At 72.5% G+C, this 15000-nt stretch carries 16 protein-coding genes; 9 read left to right on the top strand and 7 right to left on the bottom strand.

What is annotated here, in order from left to right:
* Positions 1 to 59 precede the first annotated feature (59 nt).
* The 3 genes from AB0O29_RS02705 to AB0O29_RS02715 all read right to left on the bottom strand — a co-directional run bounded on the left by AB0O29_RS02705 (position 60) and on the right by AB0O29_RS02715 (position 1712).
* Entirely contained in the window at positions 60 to 806 is a 747-nt protein-coding gene (locus AB0O29_RS02705; RefSeq protein ID WP_365144955.1) for a helix-turn-helix domain-containing protein, read from the bottom strand.
* Positions 807 to 987: 181 nt separating this feature from the next.
* Positions 988 to 1215 carry a DUF5326 family protein gene (locus AB0O29_RS02710; protein WP_365144958.1) on the bottom strand — a complete coding sequence of 76 codons (228 nt, stop codon included), beginning with the start codon at positions 1213 to 1215 and terminating at the stop codon, positions 988 to 990.
* 179 nt (positions 1216 to 1394) lie between these two features.
* Complete coding sequence (locus AB0O29_RS02715) at positions 1395 to 1712, bottom strand: cupin domain-containing protein (RefSeq protein ID WP_365144961.1); 318 nt, start codon at positions 1710 to 1712, stop codon at positions 1395 to 1397.
* A gap of 92 nt (positions 1713 to 1804) precedes the next feature.
* On the opposite strand from AB0O29_RS02715, the gene AB0O29_RS02720 reads away from it, so the two are divergent.
* The 5 genes from AB0O29_RS02720 (at position 1805) to AB0O29_RS02740 (ending at position 5495) form a co-directional block, all read left to right on the top strand.
* Positions 1805 to 2185 carry a phage holin family protein gene (locus AB0O29_RS02720; protein WP_365144963.1) on the top strand — a complete coding sequence of 127 codons (381 nt, stop codon included), beginning with the start codon at positions 1805 to 1807 and terminating at the stop codon, positions 2183 to 2185.
* 11 nt (positions 2186 to 2196) lie between these two features.
* On the top strand, positions 2197 to 2706 hold the full coding sequence (locus AB0O29_RS02725) for a low molecular weight protein-tyrosine-phosphatase (protein ID WP_365144966.1): 510 nt from the start codon (positions 2197 to 2199) through the stop codon (positions 2704 to 2706).
* Entirely contained in the window at positions 2703 to 3869 is a 1167-nt protein-coding gene (locus tag AB0O29_RS02730; protein WP_365144969.1) for a cystathionine gamma-lyase, read from the top strand. The genes AB0O29_RS02725 and AB0O29_RS02730 overlap by 4 nt, the downstream gene beginning before the upstream one ends.
* Before the next feature lie 176 nt (positions 3870 to 4045).
* Positions 4046 to 4954, top strand: a complete 909-nt coding sequence (locus tag AB0O29_RS02735) for a LysR family transcriptional regulator (protein ID WP_365144972.1) — start codon at positions 4046 to 4048, stop codon at positions 4952 to 4954.
* A 61-nt stretch (positions 4955 to 5015) separates the two neighbouring features.
* Positions 5016 to 5495: an NUDIX hydrolase gene (locus AB0O29_RS02740; RefSeq protein WP_365144975.1), complete on the top strand. Its 480-nt coding sequence runs from the start codon at positions 5016 to 5018 to the stop codon at positions 5493 to 5495.
* A gap of 33 nt (positions 5496 to 5528) precedes the next feature.
* Here the strand turns inward: AB0O29_RS02740 and AB0O29_RS02745 are convergent, their stop codons facing one another.
* The gene (locus AB0O29_RS02745; RefSeq protein WP_365144978.1) at positions 5529 to 6713 is read right to left on the bottom strand and encodes a globin domain-containing protein; all 1185 of its coding nucleotides are present in this window, start codon (positions 6711 to 6713) and stop codon (positions 5529 to 5531) included.
* Between the two features lie 142 nt (positions 6714 to 6855).
* The gene (locus AB0O29_RS02750) at positions 6856 to 7506 is read right to left on the bottom strand and encodes an HAD-IB family phosphatase (RefSeq protein ID WP_365144981.1); all 651 of its coding nucleotides are present in this window, start codon (positions 7504 to 7506) and stop codon (positions 6856 to 6858) included.
* A gap of 188 nt (positions 7507 to 7694) precedes the next feature.
* Between AB0O29_RS02750 and AB0O29_RS02755 the strand changes: the two genes are divergently transcribed.
* From AB0O29_RS02755 to AB0O29_RS02765, 3 genes are read left to right on the top strand one after another with little or no spacing between them, the layout of a single operon-like run.
* A complete protein-coding gene (locus tag AB0O29_RS02755) occupies positions 7695 to 8582 on the top strand; it encodes a GNAT family N-acetyltransferase (protein WP_365144984.1) in 888 nt (295 codons plus the stop codon).
* Positions 8583 to 8598: 16 nt separating this feature from the next.
* Positions 8599 to 9060: a GNAT family N-acetyltransferase gene (locus tag AB0O29_RS02760; protein WP_365144987.1), complete on the top strand. Its 462-nt coding sequence runs from the start codon at positions 8599 to 8601 to the stop codon at positions 9058 to 9060.
* 56 nt (positions 9061 to 9116) lie between these two features.
* Positions 9117 to 10295 (top strand): winged helix DNA-binding domain-containing protein, encoded by a 1179-nt coding sequence (locus AB0O29_RS02765; protein WP_365144990.1) that lies wholly within the window; start codon positions 9117 to 9119, stop codon positions 10293 to 10295.
* Positions 10296 to 10310: 15 nt separating this feature from the next.
* On the opposite strand, the gene AB0O29_RS02770 is transcribed toward AB0O29_RS02765, so the two are convergent.
* Positions 10311 to 11696 carry a serine hydrolase domain-containing protein gene (locus tag AB0O29_RS02770; protein ID WP_365144993.1) on the bottom strand — a complete coding sequence of 462 codons (1386 nt, stop codon included), beginning with the start codon at positions 11694 to 11696 and terminating at the stop codon, positions 10311 to 10313.
* A 9-nt stretch (positions 11697 to 11705) separates the two neighbouring features.
* Complete coding sequence (gene dnaB / locus AB0O29_RS02775; RefSeq protein ID WP_365145033.1) at positions 11706 to 13172, bottom strand: replicative DNA helicase; 1467 nt, start codon at positions 13170 to 13172, stop codon at positions 11706 to 11708.
* Positions 13173 to 13624: 452 nt separating this feature from the next.
* Between dnaB and AB0O29_RS02780 the strand changes: the two genes are divergently transcribed.
* On the top strand, positions 13625 to 14962 hold the full coding sequence (locus tag AB0O29_RS02780; RefSeq protein ID WP_365144996.1) for an MATE family efflux transporter: 1338 nt from the start codon (positions 13625 to 13627) through the stop codon (positions 14960 to 14962).
* Positions 14963 to 15000: the final 38 nt, after the last annotated feature.

Here is a 15000-nt window from a genome sequence, read left to right on the forward strand (position 1 = left end):
CCCCAGGGCCCTCTTGACAAGGGTGGTGGAAGCGCGAGCAGATCACAAGGAGTGAGTTTTCAGATACTGATAGAGAAGGAGAGGGTGCTCAACAGCGCGCCTACTTCACTCCGTAGTCGATCGACTACATAGAGCAAGCGCGATTCCTGGTGCACAGGTAGAGAAATGGCCATGGTCGCGGCCGCGTCCCCGGCGGTGATCGGGATGGCCGCGCAGACCGTCCCCAGGGCGTACTCCTGACGCTCGGTCACCGGCTGCATCCGCTCCAGGGAGCCGATCCGGTCCTCCAGCGTGCGCATGTCCCGCACGGTGTACGGCGTGATGCCCTCGACCGGATGACGGTCGTAGTAGTCCCTGCGCGTCTTCTCGTCCAACTGCCCCAGCAGGCACTGGCCGATGGCGTGCGCGTGCGCGGTGGCGCGGAAGTCGGCCCACTCCTCGCAGGCGGGGTTCGCCGGGGTGTCCGAGACGCCCACGACCTCGATCTCACCCTCGCGGTAGACCGCGAAGTAGACGGGGGCCCCGACCACGTCGCGGAAGTGCGCGAGGGAGTCGAGGATCATGCTGCGACGTTTCTGCTGAAGTCCCCCGTGCCCCAGCCTGGCGGCCGCGTCGCCGAGGACGAACACCCCGCCCTCCCGGCGCAGATAGCCCTCGTGCGTCAGGGTGCGCAGCAGGTGGTACGCGGTGGGGAGCGGGAGCCCGGCCTCGCGCGCCAGCTGTTTCGCCGGGGCTCCACCGCTATGGGAGCCCGCCGCTTCCAGCAGCCGCAGCGCCCTCTGCACCGAACCGATCAGCGTCGGCACACCGGCATTGTGGACCGGAGACACAGCTCACCCCCAGGCGTGGCGGCGGGCCCGGGGGCCCGCCGGCGCCCAGGGAACGGCACGGATTGCCAGCCTATCCACCGATTGCCACGTGATGAGAGGTTTGCCAGGCGATGTTCGCCCGCCTGGCGCAATGCGCGCACCCCTCGGACGCGACGGCCTACCAGCCGTCGGAGGAGCTCTTCGCCCCGTTGCCCGTGAACTTCTTGACCACGAAGATCAGACCGCCGACCAGCGCCGCGAACAGCAGCACCTTGAAGGCGAAGCCGATCAGCGTGCCGATGATCGAGGTGATGACACCGCCGAAGACGAAGAGCGCCAGCAGCGGAACGGCGACCCACTTGACCCACCACGGCATGCCCGCGAACATCGCTCGGATCCCGTCCATGTCCCTACCTCTTCCTCGTCCTCGCCGGTGTCCCTGGCTTCTTCCTTGGTCACGAGCTTAGGAGCGGAAGCGGCCGGCCGGGGGCCCGTGAGCCCCCGGAACCCCCTGACCCGCCCCCTAGGGGGATCGGGGGTCCGACCCTCAGTCCACCGGGGCCCTCAAGGCCTCCGCCCGGGTCCTCAGGCCTCCGGCGGGGAGAAGACGACCATCACCTTCAGCGGTTCGGTGATGTGGTGGAACCTGTGCGGCACTCCCGCCGGAACGTAGACGACGCTGCCGTTGGCCACCGTCGTCGTCTCCTCCCCGACCGTGATCGAGGCGCGGCCGCTCACCACGAAGTACACCTCGTCCTGACGGTGCGGCTGCTGCGGGTCGTTCTGTCCCGCGTCGAGCGAGTAGAGCCCGACCGACATGTTCCGCTCACGCAGGAACTGCAGGTACGCGCCGTCGTTGGCGGCTCGTTCCGCTTCGAGCTCGTCCAGCCGGAAGGCCTTCATGTTCGCTGTGCCCCTTGCCCTTGCCCGGTGGTGCCGGGGATCCGCTGATCTGCCGATGCCCGACCCGTATGTTCTCTGCCACGATCAGACACATGACGAATTTCGTAGTCAAGACGCTCGCCAACACGGGGGCCCTGGCCGTCGCCATCTGGCTGCTCGAAGGCATCACCCTCGACGACGGCAGCAGCCTGGGCCGCCGCACGCTGACGCTGGTCCTGGTCGCACTCGTCTTCGGCCTGGTCAACCTCATCGTCAAGCCCGTGGTGAAGCTGCTCTCGATCCCGCTCTTCATCCTCACCCTGGGGCTGTTCACCCTCGTGGTCAACGCGCTGATGCTGCTGCTGACCTCCTGGGTCGCCGAGCAGCTCAAGCTCAGCTTCCACGTCGACGGCTTCTGGACCGCCGTCCTCGGCGGACTGATCATCTCCGTCGTCTCCTGGGCCCTGAACCTGGCCCTGCCCGACAAGAACTGAGCGAGCCTCCCATGTACCGCGTCTGCTTCGTCTGCACCGGCAACATATGCCGGTCCCCCATCGCCGAGTCCGTCTTCCGCTCCCACGTGGCCGAGGCCGGACTGGAGGGCCTGGTCGAGGTCGACAGCGCCGGCACCGGCGGCTGGCACGAGGGCGACGGCGCCGACCCGCGCACCGTGGCCGTGCTGGAGGCCGCCGGCTACGAACAGGACCACCGCGCCCGGCGGTTCCGGGCCTCCTGGTTCGACCGGCTCGACCTCGTCATCGCACTCGACTCCGGCCACCTGCGCGACCTGCGCGCCCTCGCCCCCACCCCCGAGGCGGCCGCCAAGGTCCGGCTGCTGCGCTCGTACGATCCGGCGGGCACGGCCGTACGCGGCTCCGGATCCGGATCCCTGGACGTACCCGACCCGTACTACGGCTCCTACGACGGCTTCGAGGAGTGCCTGGAACTGGTCGAGGCCGCGAGCGCCGGCCTGCTGGACGCCGTACGCACCGCCGTGAAGGAGCACACCCCGTGACCGCACACCCCGCCGGCGGACCGGACGCGCCGGCCCCCTACGGCGACGGCACCCGGGCCGTGCGCGCCGGGCTGCCCGAGCCCGTCAAGAACGAGCCGCCGCTGCCCGGCCCCGTGTTCGCCGCCCACTTCCACCTCCCCGGCGACGTGACCGGACCGTACACCTACGGCCGCGACACCAATCCCACCTGGACCCTGCTGGAACGGGCGATCGGCGAACTGGAGGCGCCCGGCGACGCGGACGCGGACACGATCGTCTTCGCCTCCGGCATGGCCGCGGTCTCCGCCGTCCTCCTCTCCCAGGCCCGCGCCGGGGACACCGTCGTCCTGCCCGACGACGGCTACCAGGCGCTGCCCCTGGTCCGCGAGCAGCTGGAGGCGTACGGGGTCTCCGTGCGCACCGCGCCGACCGGCGGGGACGCCCAGCTGACGGCCCTCGACGGGGCCCGGCTGCTGTGGATCGAGACCCCCTCCAACCCGGGGCTCGACGTGTGCGACGTACGCCGCCTCGTGGCGGCCGCGCACGCGGCCGGCGCCCTGGTCGCCGTCGACAACACCCTCGCCACCCCGCTCGGGCAGCGGCCGCTGGAGCTGGGCGCCGACTTCTCCGTGGCCAGCGGCACCAAGGGCCTCACCGGCCACGGCGACGTGCTGCTCGGCTACGTCGTCTGCCGCGACCCGGAACTCGCCGCGGCCGTCCGGCGCTGGCGCAAGATCGTCGGCGCGATCCCGGGGCCCATGGAGGCCTGGCTCGCCCACCGCTCCCTGGCCACCATCCAGCTGCGGACCGAACGCCAGTGGGCCAACGCGCTGGCCGTCGCCGAGGCCCTCGCCGGACGCACCGAGGTGACCGGGCTCCGCTACCCGGGCCTGACCTCGGACCCCTCCCACAAGACGGCGGCCCTGCAGATGAGCGGCTTCGGGTCGGTGGTCTCCTTCACCCTGCCCGACCGCGCGCACGCGGAGCGCTTCATGTCCGCCCTGCGCCTGGTCGAGGACGCCACGAGCTTCGGCGGGGTGCGCTCCACCGCGGAACGGCGCGGACGCTGGGGCGGCGACGCCGTGCCGGAGGGCTTCATCCGCTTCTCGGCCGGCGCCGAGGACCCCGCGGACCTGGTCGCGGACGTGCTCAGGGCCTTGGACCGAGCGGGTTCCGGGGCCTGAACGGTGGTGGGACAGCGGTCCGAGCCTCCCCCCTGGTGGCTCGGACCGCGCCGGGTTCCTGCCCACAAGAACCACGTCGACAAGGCTAGTTGACTCTGCGTCAGAGTCCAATCACGGTAACGACAGGAACCTATCGGCATATTTATAGTTGAAGGCCCCCACCGAGAGGGGCCGCCATGGACCTGGCCCTGCTGCGCACCTTCGTCGCCGTGCACCGGGCCGGCTCGTTCACCCGGGCCGCCACGCTCCTCGGGCTGTCCCAGCCCGCGGTCACCTCCCAGATCCGTACCCTGGAGCGCCAGCTCGGCCGCCCCCTGTTCCACCGCCGCGCCCGCGGCGTCACCCCCACCGCCATCGGCGACGAACTCGCCCACAAGGCCGCCCCGCACCTGGACGCCCTGCTGCGGATCGCCGAGACCGAGCGGCAGGCCGCCGGAGCCCTGCGCACCCTGCACCTCGCCGGGCCGCCCGAGTTCCTGAGCCTGCGGGTGCTCCCCGCCCTCGCGCCCCTCGTCGGCCACGGCCAGACCCTGCGCACGGTCTTCGCGGCCGACGCGGAGGAGAACCTCGCCGGGCTCGCCACCGGGCAGCACGACCTGGTCGTCACCACCGCCCGGCCGCGCGGCGGCCCCTTCACGGCCGGCGCCCTCTGCGACGAGGAGCAGGTCCTGGTGGCGGCTCCCTACTGGGCCGCCCTCGCCGACCCCGGCGAACTGCTCGCCAAGGGCCCCGAGACCCTCGACGGGATCCCGGTCGTCGAGGTCCACGAGAGCCTGCCGCTCGTCACCCGCTACTGGGCCGCCGTGTTCGACGCCGCACCCGGCTCCGCGTACGGCACCGCGGCCACCGTCGTGGCACCCGACCTGCGGGCCGTCCTGGAGTGCGTCCGGGCCGGCGCCGGGCTCGCCGTCCTGCCCCGCTACCTCTGCCAGGACGCCCTCGACCGCGGCCAGGTCGTCGCCCTGCTGGAGCCCGCCGTACCCCCGCTGCGCACCTGGTTCCTCGTCGTACGCACCGGGAGTCTGGCCCTCGCGCACCTGGCCCGCGCCCACGACCGGCTGGTGCGCGCCGCCGCGCACTGGTGAGCCCCTCGTGTTTCGGACGATGGCGAGTTTCAGATGCGCGGACGTGGGCCACTCTTCTCCCATGACCGAACGCCCCGTGGTCAAACGCACCGCCCGAGCGATCCTGCTCGACGGTGACGACCTGATCCTCATCAAGCGCACCAAGCCCGGAGTCGATCCGTACTGGCTCACCCCGGGCGGCGGTGTGGAACCCTCCGACGCCACCGTCGTGGACGCCCTCCACAGAGAAATCGACGAGGAACTCGGCGCCAAGATCACCGATGTGGTGCCCTGTTTCGTCGACACCGTCGAGCACATCGCCTCGGGCGGGGTGACCGGGGTGAAGGTGCAGCACTTCTTCGTCTGCCACCTCGAGTCGATGGACCCCACCCGGCGGCACGGCCCCGAAGTCGACGATCCCCAGGGCGAGTACGAGATCGTCCGCGTGCCCTTCAGCCGTGTCGGCATCGCCGCCGTCCACCTCGTCCCGCTCTCACTGCGCCACTACCTCGACGGCAACATCGAGGGGGTGCGCGCCATGCACGCACCCGACCTGGGCTGAGCACGCGGGGGAGCGGGCGGGCCCGCGCCGGTCTCAGCCGGCCACGCCCGCCAGCTCCTCCAGCGCGTCGTAGCGGATGCGCTCGCCGGGGATCCCGATCCGCTTGAGCTCGTCCACACCGCTGCGGATCATCGCGGGCGGACCGGAGATGAAGGCGTCGTACGAGCTCCAGGGCCCGTGCTCGCCGACCGCGTGCGGCAGCTGGCCGGCCATGCCCTCGCCGATCACCGGGCGGACCGACAGCCACGGGTGGGAGCGCTGAAGGCCCAGCAGGGTGTCCTTGTCGTAGAGGTCGCCGTCGCTGCGCGCCCCGAAGAAGACCTCCACGCGCCGCCGTTCACCGTGCTCGGCCACGTCCTCGATCAGCGCCTTGATCGGGGCGATGCCGGTCCCCCCGCCCAGGCACAGCATCCCGTTGTCGGTGCTGTGGTCCACCACCATCGACCCGGCCGGCGGGCCCAGCCGCAGTACGTCGCCCGGACGGGCGTGCCGCACCAGGGCGTTGGAGACCCAGCCTGCCGGAACGGCCTTGACGTGGAAGGACAGCAGCCCGTCGGCGCGCGGCGCGGAGGCGAAGGAGTAGTGCCGCCAGACCCGCGGCCACCACGGGGTCTCCAGACTCGTGTACTGGCCCGCCAGGAAGGGGTACGGCTGGTCGGGACGGACGGTCAGCACGGCGATGTCCGGGGTGCGCAGGTCGTGGGAGACCACCTCGGCGTGCCACCACGCGGGGGCCCGCACCTCGTCCTCCGCCGCCGCGTCGATCATGATCTGTGAGATCGCGGTGTACGCGCGCACCCAGGCGGCCTCGGCCTCCGGGCCCCAGGTGAGCTCGGCGTACCGGGCCAGCGCCCCGATCAGCGCCTCCCCGACCGCCGGATAGTGCGCGGCCACGGTGCCGTACTTGCGGTGCCCGGTGCCGAGCCGGCGCAGGTAGGGGGTGAGCACCGCCGGATCGTCGATGTGCTCCGCCGCGGTCAGCAGCGCCTTCAGCAGCCGGTCGCGCTGGACGTCCATGGCCGCGGGGAACATCTCCCGCACCTCGGGGTGGCCCGTGAAGACCAGGGCGTAGAAGTACGAGGTCACCTTGTCGGCGACGGGTGCGATCTCGGCAAGGGTCCGGCGGATGAGGGCGGCGTCGGGGGAGGGCCCGGCGACACCGCCCCCGGAGGGTATCCAGCCCGTCGGTCTCGCCGATCTGGTGGGCGGAAGGTCCATGCGGTGCCTCGCTTCGAGCATCTCGGTCGGGTCTCACACGCCACGGCCTCGAATCCGTGGTTCCGGGGTTTCACAGCGTGCCAGCCGGCCGGGGGCCCTGCGGGGGAATGGGGAAAAACCGGGTCTCGGACCCACGATCCCCTTAAGATGCCGCGACTCCCGGGCGGGTCTCCCCCAGGAGCTGGTATGCCTCCCGCAGATCACGGCCCTCGTAGACGTGGGTGGCCCGCTCCACCAGGTGCGGGCGCGCGTTCACCGCCACCGACCGGGGGAGGGCCCCGAAGAGGACCGCGTCGGTCATCGAGTCCCCGTACGCGACGCAGTCGGCCCGGGTCACCCCGAACCGCTCGCACAGCCGGTCCGCGACCGTCAGCTTGCCCTCGGGCGTCAGGATCCCCGCCACGTCGACGGGGCGGGTGAAGGGCACCTCCGGGAAGACCGAGCCGTGGGCGGCGTGCACGCCCCACTCCAGCAGCAGCTCGACGAAGAACGACGGGGACAGGGAGATCACCGCGCAGTAGTCCCCGCGCTCGCGGATCTCCCGCCAGACGTCCCGGATGCCGAGCAGCCACGGGGCCCCGTCGAAGGCCGCCCGGACGTGAGCGGGGGTCAGGTCGGCCCACATCTCGCGAGCCGCCCGCGAGAAGTCCTGGGGCCCGATCTCGCGGGCACCGAAGGCCCGCTCCAGCTCGGCGATCTCGGCCTCCAGGCCGAGCTGCCGGGAGATCTCGACCGGGGCGGCCGAGCCGTACATCAGCGTTCCGTCGAGATCGAACAGGTGCAGCATCGTCATAGCCGTCGAGGCTAGTCCCCGGGCCCGGCGCGAGGCACGGCCGTTTCTCCCCCGGCCACCGCCGGGAGGCCTCCGTGGGACGCCCGCACGTTTCACGTGAAACATCGGTGCGTTTCACGTGAAACATCGGCCGGCCGGATCCCGGAATCCCCTGGACGCCCCGCGCGGCGATGATCCACTCTGGGCCGGTGACACCACCTCCGCTCACCGATCTGCCGATCCGCGCGCTGACCCCGGACGACCTCCGACACTGCGCCGACCTGTCCCAGGACCGCGGCTGGCCGCGCGAGGACCACAAGTGGGGGCTGCTCCTCACCGCCGGCACCGGGTACGGCGTCGACGCCCCCGACGGACAGGGCCTCGCCGCGGCCTGTGCCGTCACCGCCTACGGGGACACCCGGGCCGAGCCGGACCTCGCCGCCATCGGGATGGTCCTCGTCGCCGGCCGGTTCGCCCGCCAGGGCCTGGGCCGCCGCCTGATGCGGTACGTCTGCGACGAGGTCCTGGCCGGCGTACCGCTCACCCTGCACGCCACCCCTTACGGCCGCCCGCTCTACGAGGAGCTCGGCTTCGACACCACGGGCCGGGCGGAGATGCTCCGCGGCGCCTTCCTCCCGGAGCCGGGGCGGGGCCGTTCCGGCGGCGTCCCGGTCCGGCCGGCCACCGCCGAGGACCTCCCCGGGATCGTCCGGCTGGACACCGAGGTGTTCGGCACCGACCGGACCCACATGATCACGCGCCTGCCGGCCTTCACGGACCGGCTGCTCGTCGCCGAGGACGGCTCCGGCGCGCTCATCGGCTACGCCGCGCTCTGGCCCAACATGGAGACCCATGTCATCGGCCCCCTGATCGCCCGGGACACCGCCACCGCGCGGGCGCTGGTGACGGCCCTGGCCGCGACCACCGACCGGCCCCTGCGCACGGACGTCGACGTACGCCACGAGGAGCTCGTCTCCTGGCTCAAGGAACGCGGCCTGGAATCCCTGGCCTTCAACGCCGTCATGACCAGAGGCATCCCCGGCCCGCCCGGTGACTGGACCCGCCGCTGGGCCCCCCTCACCGTCGCCGCCGGCTGAGGAGAGGACACCGACCATGAGCGGGAACCCCGAACCAGTCATCCGCCCCGCCACCGAGGCCGATCTGCCCGCCATCGTGGCCATGCTCGCCGACGACCCGCTGGGCGCCACCCGCGAGTCCCCGGACGACCTGGCCCCGTACACCGCGGCCCTCAAGCGGCTGACCGAGGACCCCCACCAGCACGTCATGGTCGCCGTGCGCGGCGACCGGGTCGTGGGCACCCTCCAGCTGACGATCGTGCCGGGCCTGTCCCGCAGGGGCTCGACCCGCTCGATCATCGAAGGGGTCCGCGTCCACGCCGGCGAACGCGGCGGCGGCCTGGGCACCCTCTTCATCGAGTGGGCCGTGGAGCGGTCCCGCGAGGAGGGCTGCCGACTGGTGCAGCTCACCTCGGACGTCAGCCGCACCGATGCCCACCGCTTCTACGAACGGCTCGGCTTCACCGCCTCCCACGTGGGGTTCAAGCTCCAGCTCTGACCCCGGGCCCCCGGCGGGCCGGGCCGCTGTCGGCGGCCCGGCCTACGATCGGGAGGATGAGCAACGGCCTGCCCCTCGTCACCACCGCCGACCGCCGCAACCGGCTCGGCCGCCGGCACCGTCTGGCCCCCTCGGCCCGCGCCGCCACCCCGAGCGAGGCCGCGGACGCGGTCGTCGCCCTGCACGCCACGGACGCGGCGACCGTCTACCTCTCCGCCCGCGCCCGCCTCGCCGGGAGCGACGGGCCCCCGGCGATCGAACGCGCGTTGTACGAGGACGTGAGCGTCGTCCGGCTGCTCAGCATGCGCAACACGCTCTTCGCCGTGTCCACCGGACTCGCGCCCTACGTGGACTCCTCCACCGCCCGCGCGATCGCGGTGAAGGAGCGCCGGACCTTCCTCAAGCACCTCGCGGAGGACGGCCAGGGCCTCGACGCCGGCTGGCTGGCGGACGCCGAGACCGCCGCCCTCGACGCCCTCGACGCCGGGGGCCCCTCGACCGGGAGCCAGCTCTCGGCGGCGGTTCCCGCCCTCCAGCGGAAGATCACCATCGGCCGGGGCAAGAAGTACGAGGCCGAGACGGGCGTCGCCACCCGCGTGATCCGCCTGCTCGCCGCCGACGGCCGCATCCGCCGGGACCGGCCGCGCGGCTCGTGGACCTCCAGCCAATTCCGGTGGCGGCACACGCAGCCCTGGCCGGCCGTTCCCGCCGCCGAGGCCCGCGCCGAGATCGCCCGCCGCTGGCTGCGCGCCTACGGGCCGGCCACCGAGGCCGACCTCAAGTGGTGGACCGGCTGGACCCTCACCGACGTGCGCAAGGCGCTGGCCGTCGTGGGCCCCGAGCAGGTCCGCCTGGACGACGGGGGCACGGCGCTCGTCTGCCCCGGCGACACCGCGCCCGAGCCCGCCACCGAGCCCTGGGCCGCCCTGCTGCCAGGGCTCGACCCCAGCGCCATGGGCTGGGCGGACCGGGGCTTCCACCTCGATCCGGCCCACCGGCCCGCCCTGTTCGACTACGCGGGCAACATCGGCCCGACCGTGTGGTGGAACGGCGAGATCGTCGGCGGGTGGGCCCAGCGGCCGGACGGAGAGATCGTCTGGCGGCTCCTGGCAGCCCCCGGCCGCGCCGCCGAGGAGGCGGTCGCGGCCGAGGCCTCCCGGCTGGCCGCCTGGGTGGGCGACGCCCGGATCACCCCGCGCTTCCGCACCCCGCTGGAGCGCGAACTCGTCTCATGACCGGGGCGCGGAGCGTCAGCCGATGCCCCGCCAGCCCTGCGGGTCCACCCCGCCGGGCACCGGGGCCTGCGGGTCGTAGGGCTCGCGGGTGAAGACGAACGAGGCCAGGTCGAGGTGGCTGAGGGAGCCGTCCTCGCGCCGCACGGCCCGCAGGGTCTCACCGGCGTAGTAGCCCGTCAGGCCCGTCCACGTGCCGTCGGGCTCCGCGCGGAACCGGGCCGCCCGGCCCGACACTCCCACCGGGGCCAGTTCCAGCGATCCGTCGTACTTCAGCCGCAGGCCGTGGGGAGCGGTGCCCCAGTACCAGACCCCGCAGAGTTCGAGCGGAACCCCGTCCGCCTCCGCGAACGGCCGCCACGGCGCGGGGAACCGGGGCTCCGCGTCCGCCACGATGGCGATCAGGTCGGTGGCCACGGTCGAGGCGGGCAGGCCCGAGGTGCAGTTCGACAGGACCACGGCCGCCACGTCGTCCGCCTCGCTCAGCCAGAGCCCGGCGACGAAGCCGGGGAGCGACCCGCCGTGCCCGGCGAGCCGCCGCCCCCGCTGGTCCGCCACCTGGAGCCCCAGCCCGTAGCCGAGTTCGGCGAGCCCGGGCTCCGGCGGCGACGCCGCGGCCCGCATCTCCCGTACGCTCTCCGCGCTCAGCACCCGCTCGTCGCCGTGCGTCAGCAGCACCGCGAACCGTGCCAGGTCGCGGGTGGTCGACCAGAGCTGACCGGCCGCTGCCATCAGGCCGAGGTCCTCCGCCGGCTCGGGCATCATCACGTCCGCCCAGGGATGCACCGCCCAGCCGCCCGCGTGCGGGGCCTGCGGCCGCGCGCTCGTACGGTGCAGCCCCAGCGGCTCGAGCACCTCGGCCCGCAGCACGTCCTCCCACGGCTTCCCGCGCAGGGCCTCGACCAGCGAACCCAGCAGGGTGTAACCCGGGTTGGAGTAGTGGTGCCGGCTGCCGGGCGTGTGCTTGAACGGCTCCTCGCCGAGCACCTCGGCGAGTCCGGGGCGCTGGGCGCCGGGGGTGCGCTCCCACCACTCCCCGGGCGTCTCGGCCGCCAGTCCCGCGCTGTGCGACAGCAGCTGCGCGATGGTCACCTCGTCGGCGCCGGTCCCGGGCAGGTGCCTGCCCAGCGGGTCCGAGAGCGCGAGCAGTCCCTCGTCGCGCAGCCGCATCACCAGGACCGCCGTGAAGGTCTTGGTGATCGACCCGACCCGGTACTGCACGTCCCCGTCGGGGCCGTGGCCCTCGACGGAGGTCCGCGAGCCCTCCCAGACCACCTCCCCGCCGCGCACGACGGCCGCCACCACGGACGGGGCCCGGCCCTCGCTCTGCGCGACGGCGATCCGGTGGCTCAGCGCGCGCCGGGTGGAGGGCAGCAGTTCCAGGTCTTCAGAGAGCGCATCCATGATCGGATGCTACGTGTTGGCCATGTCCACGAACCGCGAATAATGGCCCTGGAAGGCGACGGTGATGGTGGCCGTCGGGCCGTTACGGTGCTTGGCGACGATCAGGTCCGCCTCGCCGGCGCGGGGGGACTCCTTCTCGTACGCGTCCTCGCGGTGCAGCAGGATCACCATGTCGGCGTCCTGCTCGATGGAACCGGACTCACGCAGGTCGGAGACCATCGGCTTCTTGTCGGTGCGCTGCTCCGGACCACGGTTCAGCTGGGAGAGCGCGATCACCGGCACCTCCAGCTCCTTCGCCAGCAGCTTGAGGTTTCGGGACATGTCCGAGACCTCCTGCTGGCGGCTCTCGGGCCGGCGCGAGCCGCCCGACTGCATCAGCTGGAGGTAGTCGATGACCACGAGGGAGAGGTCGTTGCGCTGCTTGAGCCGGCGGCACTTGGCCCGGATCTCCATCATCGACAGGTTCGGGGAGTCGTCGATGTACAGCGGGGCGGCCGAGACGTCGGGCATCCGGCGGGCGAGCCGGGTCCAGTCGTCGTCGGTCATGGTGCCCGAGCGCATGTGGTGCAGCGCCACCCGGGCCTCCGCCGAGAGCAGGCGCATCGCGATCTCGTTGCGGCCCATTTCGAGGGAGAAGATGACGCTCGGCAGGTTGCTCTTGATGGAGCAGGCGCGGGCGAAGTCCAGCGCGAGCGTCGACTTGCCCATGGCGGGGCGGGCGGCGATGACGATCATCTGGCCCGGGTGCAGGCCGTTGGTCAGGGAGTCGAGGTCGGTGAACCCGGTCGGGACGCCCGACATCTGGCCGGAGCGCGATCCGATGGCCTCGATCTCGTCGAGCGCGCCCTCCATGATGTCGCCGAGCGGCAGGTAGTCCTCGGAGGTCCGCTGCTCGGTGACGGCGTAGATCTCGGCCTGGGCGCTGTTGACGATCTCGTCGACGTCGCCGTCCGCCGCGTATCCCATCTGCGTGATCTTCGTACCGGCCGCGACGAGGCGGCGCAGGACGGCCCGCTCGTGGACGATCTCCGCGTAGTACTCGGCGTTCGCCGCGGTCGGCACCGACTGCACCAGGGTGTGCAGGTACGAGGCTCCGCCGACCTTGCTGATCTCGCCGCGCCGGGTCAGCTCCGCGCCGACGGTGATCGGGTCGGCCGGCTCGCCCTTCGCGTACAGGTCGAGGATGGCCTGGTAGATCGTCTCGTGCGACGGGCGGTAGAAGTCGTGGCCCTTGAGGACCTCGACCACGTCGGCGATCGCGTCCTTGGACAGCAGCATGCCGCCCAGCACGGACTGCTCGGCATCGAGGTCCTGCGGCGGGACGCGCTCGAAGCCGCCGCCCCCGCCGTCCCAGGAGCCGCCCTCACGGCCCCTGTCGCGCTCCTCGTCGCCGCCGCGTCCGCGGCCCTCGCCGCCTCGGCGCGGACGGGCGGGCAGACGGTCTCCCGGACCGCTGTCGGCCCAGGGGTCGTCCATGGGCTCGGGCATGCTCACCGGGCCGCCTCCTCCCGTCCGCAACGCGGACCTCGCCGTGTCACTCTTTCTACGACACGGCTCTGACATTCGGGGCACCCGGATCGGCTCTCGGCGCGTCGGGCAACGCCCAACGGTAGGGCCGCGGACGACGTCAGCCAATCTTGTTATCCACAGGCTGTGTGGATGACATGTGGACGACGGACCCAATGCTGTGGGTAAGTCGCCCGAAGCTGTGCACAGACCGGGGGACGACGCTGTGGACAAAATCACCCGACCCACCCCGCCACCACTACTGACCTGCGATTTTATCGTCCACGGGCCACGGTGCGGAAAATTCTTGGCCACTGTCCCAAGATCGCCCCCAACGGTCCGCCGCGAACGCCCAAGTCAGCGGCTTAGTAATGATCTACAGACCCTTGTACCTATTACCTGTGGAAGATTAGATTGAGCACATGACACAGGCGCCCACAGCCGAGAAGGCCTCTCCGAGACGGCACGACCGCGAGATCCTCGCACTGGCCCTGCCCGCCTTCGGCGCCCTCGTCGCCGAGCCCCTCTTCGTGATGGCCGACAGCGCCATCGTGGGCCACCTCGGCACCCCTCAGCTGGCCGGCCTCGGCGTCGCCGCCGCGCTCCTCACCACCGCCGTGAGCGTCTTCGTCTTCCTCGCCTACGCCACCACCGCGGCCGTCGCCCGCAGGGTGGGCGCCGGCGACCTCCGGGCGGCCATCCGGCAGGGCATGGACGGCATCTGGCTCGCCCTCCTGCTCGGCGCGGCCGTCGTCGCCGTGGTCCTGCCCACCGCGCCCTCGCTGATCTCCCTCTTCGGCGCCTCGGACGCCGTCGCCCCCTACGCGGTCACCTACCTGCGCGTCTCCGCGCTCGGCATCCCGGCCATGCTGATGGTGCTGGCCGCCACCGGGGTCATCCGCGGCCTCCAGGACACCCGGACCCCGCTCTACGTGGCCATCGGCGGCTTCGCCCTCAACGGCGTCCTGAACGTGGCCCTGGTCTACGGGGCCGGGCTCGGCATCGCGGGCTCCGCCTGGGGCACGGTCATCGCCCAGTGCGCCATGGCCGCCGCCTACCTCTGGGTGGTGGTCCGGGGCGCCCGCCGGCACGGAGCCTCCCTGCGGCCCGACGCGGCCGGCATCCGGGCCTGCGCCCAGGCGGGCGTACCGCTGCTGGTCCGCACCCTGTCCCTGCGCGCCATCCTGATGATCGCGACCGCCGTGGCGGCCCGGCTGGGGGACGCCGACATCGCCGCCCACCAGATCGTGCTCTCCCTGTGGAGCCTGCTCGCCTTCGCCCTGGACGCCATCGCCATCGCCGGGCAGGCCATCATCGGCCGCTACCTGGGCGCCGGCGACACCGAGGGGGCCCGGGCCGTCTGCCGCCGCATGGTGCGGTGGGGCGTCGGCTCCGGCGTCGTACTGGGCCTGCTGGTGGTCCTGGCCCGCCCGGTGTTCATCCCGCTGTTCACCGCGGACCCCGTGGTCGAGGACGCCCTGCTCCCCGCCCTGCTGGTCGTGGCCCTGGCCCAGCCCGTCTGCGGGGTCGTGTTCGTCCTCGACGGGGTGCTGATGGGCGCCGGCGACGGCCCCTACCTCGCCCGGGCCATGCTGCTGACGCTCGCGGTGTTCGCCCCGGCCGCACTGTTCGTCCCCGCCGTCGGCGGCGGTCTGACGACGCTCTGGTGGGCCATGACGCTGATGATGCTGGTCAGGATGGCCACCCTCCAGCTGCGCGCCCGCTCGGGCCGCTGGCTGGTGGCGGGCGCCACCCGCTGACCGAAGCGGTGTTTCACGTGAAACATCCGGCGCCTGCC

Source organism: Streptomyces sp. NPDC089915 (assembly GCF_040684675.1).
Taxonomy (GTDB): Bacteria; Actinomycetota; Actinomycetes; order Streptomycetales; family Streptomycetaceae; genus Streptomyces.